Below are 13,987 nucleotides of genomic sequence, written 5' to 3' on the forward strand. Positions count from 1 at the left end.
CCGACAGGAACTCGCCGTTACGCTGGTGGCATGGCAGCGGGCACCACGGCGCCCACCGGCGCCTCAGTCGACGACTTCGTCACGCGACTCGTCGACCCACAGCAACGCGAGGATTGCCGGCGGCTGATCGCCCTGATGAGCCGGATCAGCGGGCACCCGCCGGTGATGTGGGGGCCCAGCATCATCGGCTTCGACACCTACCACTACCGCTACGAGAGCGGCCGCGAAGGCGACATGTGCACGCTCGGGTTCGCTCCACGCAACCGCGATCTGGCGATCTACTTCGTCAACGGCCTGTCGCTGTACGCGCACGAGTTGGAGAACCTGGGCCCGCACCGGGCCGCCAAGACCTGCTTGTATGTGCGACGCCTCGACGGCGTCGATCTGGACGTGCTCACCCGGATGCTGACCCACGCCTACGCCGACATCACCGCACGCCACGGACAGCTGGGACGCGCTGAGTAGACCGCGTCACTAAGCTCGGTCGGGAACCGAAAGGACCCACTATGCCCCTGCAGCCCGTCTTCGTTCCCGACGCCGACCGCTATGACGGCCGGATGCCCTATCGCCGCACCGGACGCAGCGGGTTGCTGTTGCCCGCCATCTCGCTCGGCCTGTGGCACAACTTCGGCGACGACGTACCGTTCGACCGGCAGCGGGCGATCCTGCGCCGGGCGTTCGACCTGGGCATCACCCACTTCGACCTGGCCAACAACTACGGTCCGCCCTACGGCTCGGCGGAAACCAATTTCGGCCGGCATCTGCGTGAAGACTTCGCCCGCTACCGCGACGAGTTGGTCATCTCGAGCAAGGCCGGCTGGGATTTCTGGCCCGGCCCCTACGGCGACTTCGGTTCGCGCAAGTACCTGCTCGGCTCGCTGGACGCGTCCCTGCAGCGGATGGGGCTCGACTACGTCGACATCTTCTACCACCACCGTTTCGACCCGGACACCCCGCTGGAAGAGACCATGGGAGCCCTCGATTCGGCGGTGCGTTCGGGCAAAGCGCGCTACGTCGGCATCTCGTCGTATTCCGGCACTCGGACGCGGGAAGCGATCGCCATTCTGCGCGACCTGGGTACTCCCCTGCTGATCCACCAGCCGTCCTACTCGATGCTCAACCGGTGGGTCGAGGAGGATCTGCTCGACGTGCTCGGCGAAGAGGGCGTCGGCTGCATCGCCTTCTCGCCGCTGGCCCAGGGCATGCTCACCGACAAGTACCTCAACGGCATCCCGTCCGGTTCGCGGGCCTCGCAGGGAAAGTCGTTGTCGCCGAACCTGCTGAGCGAGCAGAACCTGACCCACATCCGGGCGTTGGACGCGATGGCGCAGGAGCGTGGGCAGAGCCTGGCCCAGCTGGCGTTGGCCTGGATCCTGCGTGACTCCCGGGTCACCTCGGCACTGATCGGGGCGTCCAGCGTGACGCAGCTGGAGAACAGCGTCGGCGCGGTCGCCAACCTGGACTTCAGCGAGGACGAACTGGACGCCATCGACGCCCACGCGGTCGAGGGCGGGATCAACCTGTGGAAAGGTCCCAGCCGGGCCTGACCAACTGTCACCTAGCGCTGCTAGCGTGCGACGCCTCAGCCCGGACCCCGCCGGGCGTCCAGCGATCGAGGAGTCGCGATGAGTGATCTCAGACGACGGAGCCTGTTCACCGGTGTAGCCGGCGGCACTCTGGCGGCGTTGGCGGCCGCGGCACCGCGGGCGAACGCGGCACCTGGCGAGGTGCAGAACATCTTCAGCGCGGCCGTCGCTTGGCGCCAGACCGCAGCCGAGCGCGACGTGCTGTACATCCAGGGCTTCAACCTGGCGAAGGCACGGCTCGACGCGGCGCTGGCCCGCCGCCGTCCGCACGGTCATGGCCGGCGGCGCAAGAAGCTGGCCTTCATCTCCGACATCGACGACACCGTGCTCGACTCGAACAGCTACTGGGCACTGCTGCTGGCCGCCGGCAAGCAGGCGTTCGACGACCCGATGTGGGACGAATGGGTGGCCGCCAACGGCCCGACCGCCACTCCCGGGGCAGTCGACTTCACCCACTACGCGAGGCGCCGCGGGGTGCAGATCTTCTACGTGTCCAGCCGCGACCAGGGTGAGAACACGCAGAAGTACGGCCTCGCCAATCTCCGGCACGCGGGCCTGGCCTTCGCCGACGACGCGCATGTGACGATTCTTCGCGACTCGTCGAACAAGGAGCCCGCGCAGCAGGCGATCGCGGCGAAGTACGACGTGATCGCGTACCTCGGTGACAACCTGAACGACTTCCGCCGGCGCTACTACGTGAACTCGGTCACCGAACGGAAGAAGCTGGCGATGGAGGACGCCCGGCACTTCGGCAGCGACTACATCCTGTTCCCGAACAACACCGACGGGCACTGGCTCAAGGCGATCTTCGGTGACAGCGAGCCGCCGGACAGCCCCGAGTACCGGCGCCGGATGCTGCTGGCCGCCTTGGGCAAGGTGAACTGAGTCTCAGTGCTCAGTCCCCGGCCCGCCCCGGGGATCGATCCGGTCGCGAGCCGCGTCGTCGCGCAGCCACTGCTCGGCGGTGCCGTGCGCCGTCCGATCGGCCCCGATGTGGCCGGTGACCGCGGCCATGAAGGAGCCCCGGTCGATGCTGCGCAGCGTGCTGGCTCCGACCGAACGGACGGTCGCCGTCCGCGGCACGGCGCGCAGCAGCGCGATCTCCCCGAACCCGTCGCCGGGGCCCATGGTGCGCACCTCGCGGCCCTGCCGCTGCACCGACACCGCGCCCGAGACCACGACGTAGAACTCATCGCCCACCTCGCCCTCGCGGACGGCGAACTCGCCGTCGGCGAGGGTCACCTTCCGGCTGGCGGAGGCAAGCCGTTCGAGCACCAGCGCCGGCAGCGGCGCGAGCAGTTCGACGCGGCCCAGCACCGCCAGAGCCTCGGCGTCCACCGGCTCCTGCAGCCTGCGCAGCCAGGGCCACACCGCCAGGGGCACGAGGGCCAGCACGGCACCTGAGGCCATCATCGCCCCGGGCAGCCCGAGTTGTTCGATGAGGGTGGGTGCCACCATCGCACCGATCGCGATGCCGCCCGCAAGCATGCTGCTGAACGCGCCCCAGGCCCGACCAGCGACCTGGTCACGGAACAACCGGCTCAGCTGGGAGTTGCCGAAGATGTCAACCAGCGCGCTGCCGGCGCCGAGCACCGCGAGCGCCACCCAGGCCAGGACGGCGTTCGGCCACAGCCCGATCGCCACCACCGGAACACCCCAGAGCGCGATGCCGATCGCGAACCAGCGGATGCCGCGCTGCGGCGCCGTCCCGAGCACCACCAGGGCCGCGACCGCACTGCCCACGCCCATCGCCGCGAACAGCGTGCCTGCCTGGCCATCGCTGCCGAGCACCGTGATCGCCAACACCACCACGAAGACGTTCAGCAGGCCGCGCATGATCAGCTGCAACAGGTTCAGGCCGGTGACGACGCGGACGCGCGGCCGCACCAGTTCGGGGAAGCCCAGCATCGGCTCGAGAGCGCGACGCCAGCCGCCCACGTCGCCATGCCGGGGCGGCTGGAATGCGGTCTTGACCGACCGGGCCGCCACTGCGCCGGCAACGAGGACCGCGGCAGGGAAGGCCAGCGCGGCGGGCACACCGGCCACCGACAGCAGGACTCCGCAGACCATGGGCCCGATCACGGTGCCGAGACCCCCGACCGTGCTCATCGCCGAGTTGGCCGCGATCAGTTCGGCCGGCGTCCGCACCACCTGAGGGACCGTCGCCAAGACCGTCGTCCTGACCACCGCCACCAGCACCGAGTTGACGCCTATCACCACCACCAGAACCGCCAATGGGGCCCGGGTCATCGCCAGCCAGACCATCGTCATCGACACCAGCCCCAGCAGCACCTGGCTGCCGGCCAACACCCGAGGGCGGGAGATCCGATCGGTGGCCAGTGCGACGAAACCGGACAGCAGTGCGCCGGGCAGCGCCCGCGCCGCTCCCACCAGGCCGATCCCTGCGGGCCCGCCCAGCTGGTAGCCGAGCACCGAGGTGGCGATGACCACCGTCCAGTCGGCGGCCACCCAGATTCCCCAGATCAGCAGGAGGCGAGCCAGGTTGGGTTCAGCGAACGCCTGCTTCAGCTGATCACCCCACCGGGGAACAGCACGCATTCATCCTCCCCTCCAAGCGACCCACAGCGACCCCGCTGGGCGGGAGCCTAGTGGCCCGACACCTGGGTTCTCGGGCTCCGAACCGGGCAGCGGGCGGGTGAAGTTGCGGACCAATCGAGTCCCCTCCATTGCCCGGCGGCTGTCCCGTGGGCGAGGATCGCGGCATGCGCGCCCGCTTCAGCGCCACCTTCGGGGCAGTTCTCGTGCTGGCGTTCGCCGCCGCGCCGCCGTCGTCGGCGGACAGTCTCGGTCCGGTCGTACTCGGCCCCGCCACCGTCACCGCTGCAACGGGGAATACCGGATCCGGTGACACCAAGCAGGTGGACTGTCCGTCCGGCTCAGTGCTGACGACGGTCACTGTCGGCCTCGAAAAGATCACCAAGAAGCCCGCCGCAGCGTCCGCCGGCTGCGCCGGGGTCCGCGTCGATGCCGCCGTATCGCTCGGCGCGCCCAGCGCCGCCGGCACGATCGGCAGCCAGCCGACGGGCGGGAGCAGCGCCGCCAGCGCCTGTGCGGCCGGCAGCGTGGTGGTCGGCTTCGTCGGCACGAGCACGACCCGCCGCGGCGGCGGGATCGTCCCGGACTCGACGAAGAGCGGCTCGGGCACCAGCGGAAAGGGCAGTGGCTCGGCCACCAATGGCACGACCACGAATGGCACCACCACGAACGGAAAGGGCGGCTCCGCCACAGGGGGCGTGGACGCCTTACAGGTGATCTGCCGCGCGCTCAACCCCGACGGCACCCTCGCGTCGGCGACCACCTACGGCGCCGAGGTGGGCAAAGTCGATCCCTACCATCGCGATCCGGACGCCTTCTGCCCGGACGGAGCGGTCGCGACCGGCATCGCCGGAGCGGTCGCGCCGCAGGGCAGCACGAAGGGTCTGGCGTCGTTCCGGCTCCGCTGCCGGGCCATCGGCTTTCCGAGCACGGCGCCGAAGGACGTCAACGTGAGCTGGATCACGGCCCTGCCCGTGGCCGCCTCCAGCACCACGAAGAGCGCGCTGACCGCCCCCGGCCAGGAGCGCTGGTTCCGCTTCCCGGTGCAGCCCGGACAACGGGTGACGGTGAGCCTGACCGACCTGGCCGCCGACTACGACCTGGTGCTGTTCAAGGACATCGGGAAGGCGTTCACGACGCTCACCAGCACCGACGACCTGACCAGGCTGAGCGCGGAGTTCGCCGGGGACGCCTACAGTCCCTCGGTGTTCAGCCCGTCGGTGTTCTCGCCGTCGGTCTTCTCGCCCTCCGTCTTCAGCCCCTCGGTCTTCAGCCCGAGCGTGTTCTCACCCTCGGTGTTCTCGCCGTCCGTCTTCAGCCCGTCGGTCTTCTCGCCGTCGGTGTTCAGCCCCTCGGTGTTCAGCCCGAGCGTGTTCTCGCCCTCGGTGTTCAGCCCGTCGGTGTCGCTGCCGTCGGTCTTCTCACCGTCCGTGTTCAGCCCCTCGGTGTTCAGCCCGAGCGTGTTCTCCGACGCGTTCGCCAGCGCACAGACCCGCAGCGTGATCGCCACCTCGGCCCACGACGGCTTGGCCGACGAGACCATCAGCAGCGCCACCTGGAACAACACCGGCGACTTCTACGTGCGCGTGCAGGGCCGCAACGGCGTCCATTCGGACCAGCAGTTCCAGCTCCAGGTGAGCACCAGTGGTGGCGTCTGCTCGGCCCCGCTCGACACCCACGCCGGCGACGCCACCCTGTCGGGCACCCCGGGCAGCGCGCGGACCGTGATCCTCACCGATCCGGATCGGCTGCCGGGCACCGCCGCCGAGAAGCAGGCGCTGGCCGAGCAACTGCGCACCTTCGCCGGCACTGTCGGCGGCAAGGTCGTCGACCTCGGCGACAGCGCGAAGGTCAGGGCGCTCAATGCGCAGGCCGACGGCGCCGACCAGATCAACTGCCCATACGCGAAGAACCTCGTCGCCGAGGCGGCGCGCGACATCGTGAACAGCTATCGCGACTCGTCGGGCACGCTGCAGTACGTCGTGATCGTCGGCGACGACTCGGTGGTGCCCTTCTTCCGGTACCCGGACGCCGCGGGCCTGGGGCCCGAGTCGGACTACTCGCCGCCGGTGTCCACCGACACCGCCTCCGAGGCCAGCCTCAAGGGCAACTACGTGCTGAGCCAGGACGCCTACGGCTCACACACCGACCTGTCGATCAAGGGCGCCGACCTGCCGCTGCCCGATCTGTCGGTGGGCCGGCTGGTCGAGGCGCCGACCGACATCACCGCCCAGCTGCGGGGCTTCGTGGCCCGCAACGGGCAGCCGCTGCGCCCGAACTCGTCGCTGACCACGGGCTACGACTTCCTCACCGACGCCGCGGACGCCGTGCAGGCCGACTTCACCAAGGGCATTCCGGGCGGCACCCACGACACCCTGATCACCGACGCCGACGTGCCGCCGAGCGAGGTCGGCCCGAACGCGGACCCGCGCCGCCGCGCCTGGACCGCCGACGACCTGCGAACGGCCCTGCTCGGCAAGCATCACGACCTGGTGTTCCTGGCCGGCCATTTCTCCGCCAACAACGCGCTGGCCGCCGACTACAGCACGACCCTGGACACCACCGAGGTCGCCGCGGCCGACGACGCCGTGTTCCGCGACTCGCTGGTGTTCAGCGCCGGCTGCCACTCGGGCTACACCATCGTCGATGCGGACGGCGTCCCGCACGTCACCGTCGACCTGGACTGGACGGAGGCGTTCGCCAAGAAGGGCGCCACCCTGATCGCCGGCACCGGCTACCAGTACGGCGACACCGACTTCCTGGCCTACAGCGAGCAGCTGTACGCCGGCTTCGCCCATGAGTTGCGGGTCGGCTCCGGTCCGGTCGCGGTCGGGGACGCCCTGGTGGCGGCGAAGCAGCGCTACCTGCGGACGAACGCGTCCCTCGGCGGCATCGACCAGAAGACCGTGCTCGAGGCGACCTTGTACGGGCTGCCGATGCTCGGGGTCGACCTGCCCTCCGCTGGCCGCGTGGCCCCCGAAACCGACGCCAGCATCGCCGACCCCCAACCGGTGGCCGGCGGCGCCGGCGGCGCGCTCGGCCTGACCAGCGACGACATCGACGTCTCACCGACCCTGCAGCAGCACACCCGGCAGCTGACCGACCTGGACGGCGCCGGAGTGACCGCGACCTACCTGAGCGGACCGGACGGCACCTCGACCAGTCCGGGCGAGCCGGCTTTGCCACTGGCCGACCTGAACGTGTCGGCGCCCGGCCAGGTACTGCGCGGCGTCGGCCTGCGCTCGGCGACCTACACCGACACCGACCGGATCACCCCGCTGACCGGCTCGCCCGCCACCGAGACACACGGCGTCCACGGGCCGTTCGTGACGTCGGCTTTCTATCCGAACCGGCTGGCCACCCCGAACTACTACCACTCCCTGACCGACGGATCACAAGGGGCGACGCGCCTCATGGTGACCCCCGCGCAGCATCGCTCCGACGGTCCGGCGTCGCTCACCGACACCCTGCGCCGCTACTCGGACGTCGGCCTGCGGCTGTTCTACAGCAAGAACATCCAGAGCTACGGCGGCAACACCCCCGCCCTCGCGGCGCCGCCCGGGCTGACCGGTATCGCCAGCCGCATCGAGAACGGCCGGATCGAGTTCTCGGTACACGTCGTCGGCGACCCGTCGGCCGGCATCCAGCAGGTGTGGGTGACCTACACCGGCGAGTCCGGCGGAGCCTGGCACGGGAAGTGGCAGTCGCTGGACCTGACCCAGGACGCCGACGACTCGACGCTGTGGACGGGCAGCCTGGCTGTGCCGTCGGGGCAGCAGGCCGGCGACGGCCGGTTCCTGGTCCAGGCGGTCAACGGGGTCGGGCTGGTCGGGATCGACGACAACCAGGGCCGCTACTTCATTCCCGGCGTCGCCGCCGGATCGGCCACCGGTGCCGGCACCACGCTGACCCTCGACGATCCCCCGGCGAGCGCCTCCTACGGCGACACGGTGACCGTCCGGGCCGTCCTGACCACGACGGCCAACGGAGCGCCGCTGGCCGACCGGCCGGTGACCTTCTCGCTCGGCGCGGCCTCGCGCACCGCCTTCACCAACGCCTCCGGCGTGGCCACGGTCGGGGTTCCCATCGTCGTCCCGCCCGGCAGCCAGCCGTTGCTGGCGACCTACGACGGGGACGCCGACACGGCGCCGGCGAGCAGCCCGGCGTCCGCCTTCACGGTGCGGAAACAGGCGACCACCCTGACGCTGACCGTGGCCGGCAACCGGGCCACCGCGACCCTGGTCGGCCACGACGGCCAGCCGCTGCGCGAGAAGGCGGTCTACCTCGCACTGGTCGACGGCACCGGCACCGTCCTGCAGGCCCGGACGGTGATCACCGACCGCGCCGGCCGGGCGGTGCTGGACCTCTCCGATCGTCCCGCGGCGGCCACGGCCGTCAAGGCCTGGTTCGGCGATGCCAGCACGCCGGTGCCGGGCGGTCAGACCGTGGATCTGTCCGACCCGCTCTACGGCAAGGACGGTCCGGTCACCGCGACCGTAGAGCCCGAGGAACCGGTGCCGCCGGGCTGCACCATCGTCGGCACCCCCGGCGACGACGTCCTCAAGGGCACCAACGGCGACGACGTGATCTGCGGACTCGGCGGCAACGACACCATCACCGGCGGCAACGGCAACGACACGATCTACGGCGGCAGCGGCAATGACGTGATCGACGGCGGGAACGGCAACGACATCATCGACGGCGGCCCGGGCAACGACACCATCACCGGCGGGAACGGCAAGGACACCATCACCGGCGGCTCCGGCAACGACACCATCAAGGCCGGCAACGACGACGACAGCGTCGACGGGGGCGACGGCAACGACGTCATCGACGGCGGCAACGGCAACGACCGGCTGACCGGCGGCGCCGGCATCGACCGGCTGACCGGCGGCAATGGTGACGACTTCCTCGACGTCAAGGACGGCAAGCCCGGTGACGTGGCCGACGGCGGCAACGGCAAGGACACGGCCGTGGCCGACCAGGGCGACACCGTGACCGGGGTGCCGTGAGCGGTACGCCCCAGGCCGGCCCGGACGGCGAGAATCCGGAGGCCTACATCGCCGGGGACCGGCGGCGGGCGCTGGCGGCCGGCACGTCCCTGCCCGAGCGGACCAGCGGGGCGGCCCTGTTCGCCGACATCTCGGGCTTCACCCCGCTGACCGAGGCGCTGGTCGCGGAACTCGGCGCGCAACGCGGCGCCGAGGAGTTGAGCAGCATCCTGGACCGGCTGTTCGACGAGTTGCTCGGACACGTGATGGAGCATGGCGGCTCGGTCATCTCGTTCAGCGGCGACGCGGTGACCTGCTGGCTCGACGGCGACGACGGTCTGCTGGCCACCAGCTGCGCGCTGGCCATCCAGCGCGCGATGACCGGGGCCGGGTCGGTGCGCCTGGGGTCCGGACGCGAACTGCAGCTGGCCATGAAGGTCGCCGTCGCGGTCGGCGACGCGCGGCGTTTCGTCGTGGGCGATCCGCGCGTCCAGCTGCTCGACGTGCTCGCCGGCGCGTTGATCGACGCCCTGGCGGAGACCGAGCAGCAGGCGCGGGCCGGCGAGGTGCTGCTCGACTCGAGCGCCGTGCGCAGCCTCGGCGACCGGGTCCGCGGCACGGTCCGCCGGGCGGGGGCACGCAGCTATCTGGTCGTCGACGCCCTCACCGTCGATGTGGTGCTGCCGGCGCGACCGGCGCCGACCCCGCCGCTGCCCGAGGCCCAGGTGCGGGACTGGCTGCTTCCCGCGGTGTTCGAGCGGCTGCGCGTCGGACGCGGCGAGTTCCTCACCGAGCTCCGGACGGCGGTGCCGATGTTCTGCCGCTTCGGCGTCCCGGATTTCGACGACGACCCGGACGCGGTCGCCAAGCTCGACGCGTTCGTGATCGCGGTGCAGCGGGTGATCGACGAGTACGGCGGCAGCACGCTGCAGCTGACCATCGGCGACAAGGGCGCCTACCTCTACGCCGTCTTCGGCACCCCGCTGGCCCATGAGGACGACGTCGCCCGCGCCTGCTCGGCGGCGCTGGAGGTGCGCGACCTGGAGGGTGCCCACGCGGTCACCGACCTGCAACTGGGGCTCGCCCGGGGACGGGTGCGCAGCGGCACCTACGGGCATCGGTGGCGCCGCACGTTCTGCTGCCTGGGCGATCCGGTCAACCTGGCCGCCCGGCTGATGACGGCGTCCCCGCCGGGCGCGATCCTGGTCAGCGCCGACGTCCACGACGTCGCCCCCGGCTACCGCTGGTCACGGCTGCCCGACCAGCAACTCAAGGGCAAGTCGGCGTCCGTGGTGGCCTACGAACTGCTCGGGACGCGGAACCGGCGCCGGCCGCGACAGCGGAGCGGATTGCCGCCGATGGTCGGGCGGGCCGCCGCCCTGGCCCAGCTGGAGGACCGGGTGGCCGCCGCGCGCGGCGGCGCCGGTCAGCTGGTCGTCGTCCGCGGGGCGGTCGGGCTCGGCAAGTCCCGGCTGCTGGCCGAGCTCGGCGGGCTGCTCGACGAGCGAGGCTTCGTCACGGCGCGGGGCGAGGGCCAGCCGTTCGGCACCCCGACCAGCTATGCGGCGTGGCACCCGGTCTGGCGGCAGCTCCTGCGGGTTCCGGCCAGGCTGAACCCGGCCGATCAGGCTGCCCGGGCCACCCGGCGGGTACGCAAGCTCGAGCCTTCGGTGCTGCAGCGCGTTCCGCTGCTGGGTGCGGCGCTGGGCGTCCCGATCGCCGACAACGAACTGACCGCCCGGCTCGATCCGAAGCTGCGCAAGGCGTCACTGGAGTCGCTGTTGGTGACGCTGCTGGAGCGGCTCACCGACGCGGGTCGTCCGCTGGCGATCCTTCTCGATGACGCTCAGTGGCTGGATCCGTTGTCGGTCGATCTGCTGGGCGCGATCACCCGCTCGGTGATCGACCGACCGGTGCTGCTGGTGCTCGCCCAGCGGTCCGAGACCGGCGACGACGCGCTCGCGGACCTGGCGGAACTGCCGCGGCTGTCGTTGGTCGACCTGGCCGAGCTGGACGCCGAATCCAGCCGCACGATCGCCGCCACCACGTTCGCCCGGCTCGGCTACTCAGACCGCGATGTCTCGGATGCCCTGCTGGACGCGCTGCTCGATCGGGCCGAGGGCAACCCCTACTACCTGGAGGAACTGATCAGCTTCCTGCACCTGCGCGGGGTCGACCTCACCGACCCTTCGGTGCTGCGTTCGGCGGAGCTGCCCGACAGTCTGCAGGGACTCACCCTGAGCCGGGTCGACACGCTGCCCGAGAGCCCGCGGATCACGCTCAAGGTGGCCAGCGTCGTCGGACGCAGCTTCGGGACCGCGATGCTGCACGGCACCTATCCCGAGGTGGGGTCACCGGTGGAGCTGGACGCCCAGCTGACCGACCTGGTCCGGGCCGGCCTGATCGTCCGCGAGACAGCCGAGACCCGGCCCGGCGACGACGCCCACGCCTTCCGGCACGTGATCACGGCGCAGGCGGCGTATGAAGCCATCCCGGTGACGCTGCGGGAACGGCTGCACGAGAACGCCGGCGATTACCTGCTGCGGCATGAGCGGGAAGGCAGCACGATCGGCCTCGACCGGCTCGCCTACCACTACGGACGCAGCGCCAACCTCAACAAGAAGCGGCACTACCTGACCCTCGCCGCCCGGCGTTCCCGCGCCGACTACGCCAACGCCGCCGCCATCGAGCACTATCAGGACCTGCGGTCGATCGTCGAGGACGCGGATCGCTGCGAACTGCTGCTGGAACTGGCCGAGGTGCTCGAGCTGACCGGGGCCTGGGGCGGCGCGGAGCAGGTGCTCAGCGATGCCCTCGCCCTGGCCGAGGCACGGGCGGACGAACTCATGATCGCCCGGATCCGCCGGGCTCTGGCGGAGAACGCCCGCAAGCAGGGCCGCTACGACGAGGCCGGCCGGCTGCTCACCGCGGCCGAAGCGGGCTTCACCGCATTGGGCGACCGGGCGGGGCTGGGCGCCACCCTGCATGTCGCCGCCACCCTCGCCGCACAGCAGGGCCAGTACGACCTGGCCCGGGAACGCTACGAGGCCAGCCTGGTGATCCGCCGCGAACTCGGCGACACCGAACAGATGGCTGCACTATTCAGCAATCTCGCCATCCTCGCCGAATACGCCGGCGACTACCCGCGGGCCCAGGAACTCAACGAGCAGGCGCTCACGCTGCGGCTCGAAGTCGGCAACCGCTGGGCAATCGGGGTCTCCCAGAACAACCTCGGCATGATCGCCCTGCTCAGCGGCGACTACGACGGCGCGGTCGAACGCTTCACCGAGGCGATGCGGCTGAACAGCGAGGTCGGCGATCAGTGGATGGTGGCGATCGCGCACAACAACCTCGGCAACGCCACCCGCGAGCAGGGCCGGCTGGCGGCGTCCGCCCACCACTTCAGCGAGGCGTTGGCCGGCTATCGGCGCCACGCCGACCGATGGGCGCTCGCCATCCTCTTCGAGGACATCGCCGCCCTGGCCGTGTTGCGCGGCGACCATCTGCGCGCGTTGCGGCTGGCCGGTGCCGCCGACGGCGTCCGCGCCGAGCTGGGATCGCCACGCGCACCTGCCCAGCAGGAGACCCTGGACGCGACCCTGGCGCCCGCCCGCGAATCGCTCGGCGACGACGCTGCGCAGGCCGCGGTCGGCTACGGACGGGGCCTCGACCTTGATGCGGGCATCCGGCTCGCCGAGGAGGTCGCCGGGGCTGGTTCTTCATCGGCATAGCCCGAGAGCAGGAGCCCGCATTGATCGGCGTTTCCTAGGTGGATCGCGGCGCGAACGAGTAGGCGGTGGCGAACTCGCCGATCGGGACGGCGGTGTGCACGATCCGGTCGGCAAAGACGTGGACCAGGTTCAGGGCCTGGCCACCGTCCTGGCCGCGCACCCAACCGCCAGGCCCCAGCGGATCGACCGTGTAGCAACTGGCCGCCGCCACCGAGACCGGGATTCCGGCGAAACTGCTGGTCGTGGCGTAGTGCAGGTGCCCGGCGATGATCGCTCGGACATCGGTGCCGCGCAACACGGCGGCGAGTCGTTCCTGTCCGTGCAATTCGATCCCGTCCGACGGCGCGATCACCACCGGGATCGGCGGGTGATGCATCGCGAGCACGGTGCCCCGCGGGGCAGGTGTGGCCAGCACCTGGGCCAGCCACCGAAGTTGATGATCGGCCAGCTCGCCGTGCTCCTGGCCCGGCACGCTCGTGTCGAGCACCACCAGACGCAGACCTTCCAGGTCATGAACGCTGTCGAGCTCGTCGCCGGACGGCTCCTGGTCGAGCAGCAGCGCACGGAACTCAGGCCGCCGATCATGGTTGCCGGACACCCAGACCAGTTGCGCACCCACGTCGGACGCGACGGGCTCGAGCAACTCGCGGGCGCGGCGGTATCCGTCGGGGGCGCCGGCATGGGCGATGTCACCGGTCACCACGATCGCCGCCGGTGCGACACCGCTCGCCACCAGGTGGCGAAGGGCAGCTCTCAGGTGAGCATCGGCGTCGACCATCCCGAACAGCGGCTGCCCATCCGCCGCCAGGTGGAGGTCGCTGAGCTGAACGATGACCTGTTCGGCAGCTGGGTACTGACCCGGTGACATGCGGGCACGGTTCCACGTCGCGTCCGTCCTGGCAAGGTGGATGCGCAGTCAATCGCCCTGGACGATCCGGCTGGCTTGTCGTCGATCTGCTTCAACGACGTCCGGCTGGGGAACCCGACAGATCGCTCAAGCCGTGATGACTTGCAGCCCCTCGAACGAGACCGGAGCCTGCGTCAAACGATGTCCTGAGACATCACAGCGTGCCGGAGAAGGGACTTGAACCCTCACGCCCGAAGGCACAGGAACCTAAATCCT

Annotated in this window: 7 protein-coding genes; 5 read left to right on the forward strand and 2 right to left on the reverse strand. The window is 70.7% G+C overall.

Features of this window, described 5'->3' with window-relative positions:
• Positions 1 to 30: 30 nt before the first annotated feature.
• The 3 genes from Q0066_RS17280 (at position 31) to Q0066_RS17290 (ending at position 2,471) form a co-directional block, all read left to right on the forward strand.
• Positions 31 to 465, forward strand: a complete 435-nt coding sequence (locus Q0066_RS17280; protein WP_298135246.1) for a DUF1801 domain-containing protein — start codon at positions 31 to 33, stop codon at positions 463 to 465.
• Positions 466 to 506: 41 nt separating this feature from the next.
• Positions 507 to 1,547: an L-glyceraldehyde 3-phosphate reductase gene (mgrA, locus tag Q0066_RS17285; protein ID WP_298135248.1), complete on the forward strand. Its 1,041-nt coding sequence runs from the start codon at positions 507 to 509 to the stop codon at positions 1,545 to 1,547.
• Between the two features lie 78 nt (positions 1,548 to 1,625).
• Positions 1,626 to 2,471: an HAD family acid phosphatase gene (locus Q0066_RS17290; RefSeq protein ID WP_298135249.1), complete on the forward strand. Its 846-nt coding sequence runs from the start codon at positions 1,626 to 1,628 to the stop codon at positions 2,469 to 2,471.
• A gap of 3 nt (positions 2,472 to 2,474) precedes the next feature.
• On the opposite strand, the gene Q0066_RS17295 is transcribed toward Q0066_RS17290, so the two are convergent.
• On the reverse strand, positions 2,475 to 4,145 hold the full coding sequence (locus tag Q0066_RS17295; protein ID WP_298135251.1) for an MFS transporter: 1,671 nt from the start codon (positions 4,143 to 4,145) through the stop codon (positions 2,475 to 2,477).
• 164 nt (positions 4,146 to 4,309) lie between these two features.
• On the opposite strand from Q0066_RS17295, the gene Q0066_RS17300 reads away from it, so the two are divergent.
• Positions 4,310 to 9,154 (forward strand): Ig-like domain repeat protein, encoded by a 4,845-nt coding sequence (locus Q0066_RS17300; RefSeq protein WP_298135252.1) that lies wholly within the window; start codon positions 4,310 to 4,312, stop codon positions 9,152 to 9,154.
• Positions 9,151 to 12,864 carry a tetratricopeptide repeat protein gene (locus Q0066_RS17305; protein WP_298135254.1) on the forward strand — a complete coding sequence of 1,238 codons (3,714 nt, stop codon included), beginning with the start codon at positions 9,151 to 9,153 and terminating at the stop codon, positions 12,862 to 12,864. Before Q0066_RS17300 ends, Q0066_RS17305 begins: the two co-directional genes overlap by 4 nt.
• Before the next feature lie 34 nt (positions 12,865 to 12,898).
• Here Q0066_RS17305 and Q0066_RS17310 read toward each other — a convergent pair whose 3' ends face one another.
• On the reverse strand, positions 12,899 to 13,642 hold the full coding sequence (locus tag Q0066_RS17310) for a metallophosphoesterase (RefSeq protein WP_298135256.1): 744 nt from the start codon (positions 13,640 to 13,642) through the stop codon (positions 12,899 to 12,901).
• Positions 13,643 to 13,987 lie beyond the last annotated feature (345 nt).

This window comes from Micropruina sp. (assembly GCF_027492755.1).
Taxonomy (GTDB): Bacteria; Actinomycetota; Actinomycetes; order Propionibacteriales; family Propionibacteriaceae; genus Micropruina.

Bases quoted from the DNA above. Each gene is read 5' to 3' on its own strand.
- Q0066_RS17290 (WP_298135249.1), top strand. From the start codon at position 1,626: ATGAGTGATCTCAGACGACGGAGCCTGTTCACCGGTGTAGCCGGCGGC.
- Q0066_RS17280 (WP_298135246.1), top strand. From the start codon at position 31: ATGGCAGCGGGCACCACGGCGCCCACCGGCGCCTCAGTCGACGACTTC.
- Q0066_RS17295 (WP_298135251.1), bottom strand. From the start codon at position 4,145: ATGCGTGCTGTTCCCCGGTGGGGTGATCAGCTGAAGCAGGCGTTCGCT.
- Q0066_RS17300 (WP_298135252.1), top strand. From the start codon at position 4,310: ATGCGCGCCCGCTTCAGCGCCACCTTCGGGGCAGTTCTCGTGCTGGCG.
- Q0066_RS17310 (WP_298135256.1), bottom strand. From the start codon at position 13,642: ATGGTCGACGCCGATGCTCACCTGAGAGCTGCCCTTCGCCACCTGGTG.
- mgrA (WP_298135248.1), top strand. From the start codon at position 507: ATGCCCCTGCAGCCCGTCTTCGTTCCCGACGCCGACCGCTATGACGGC.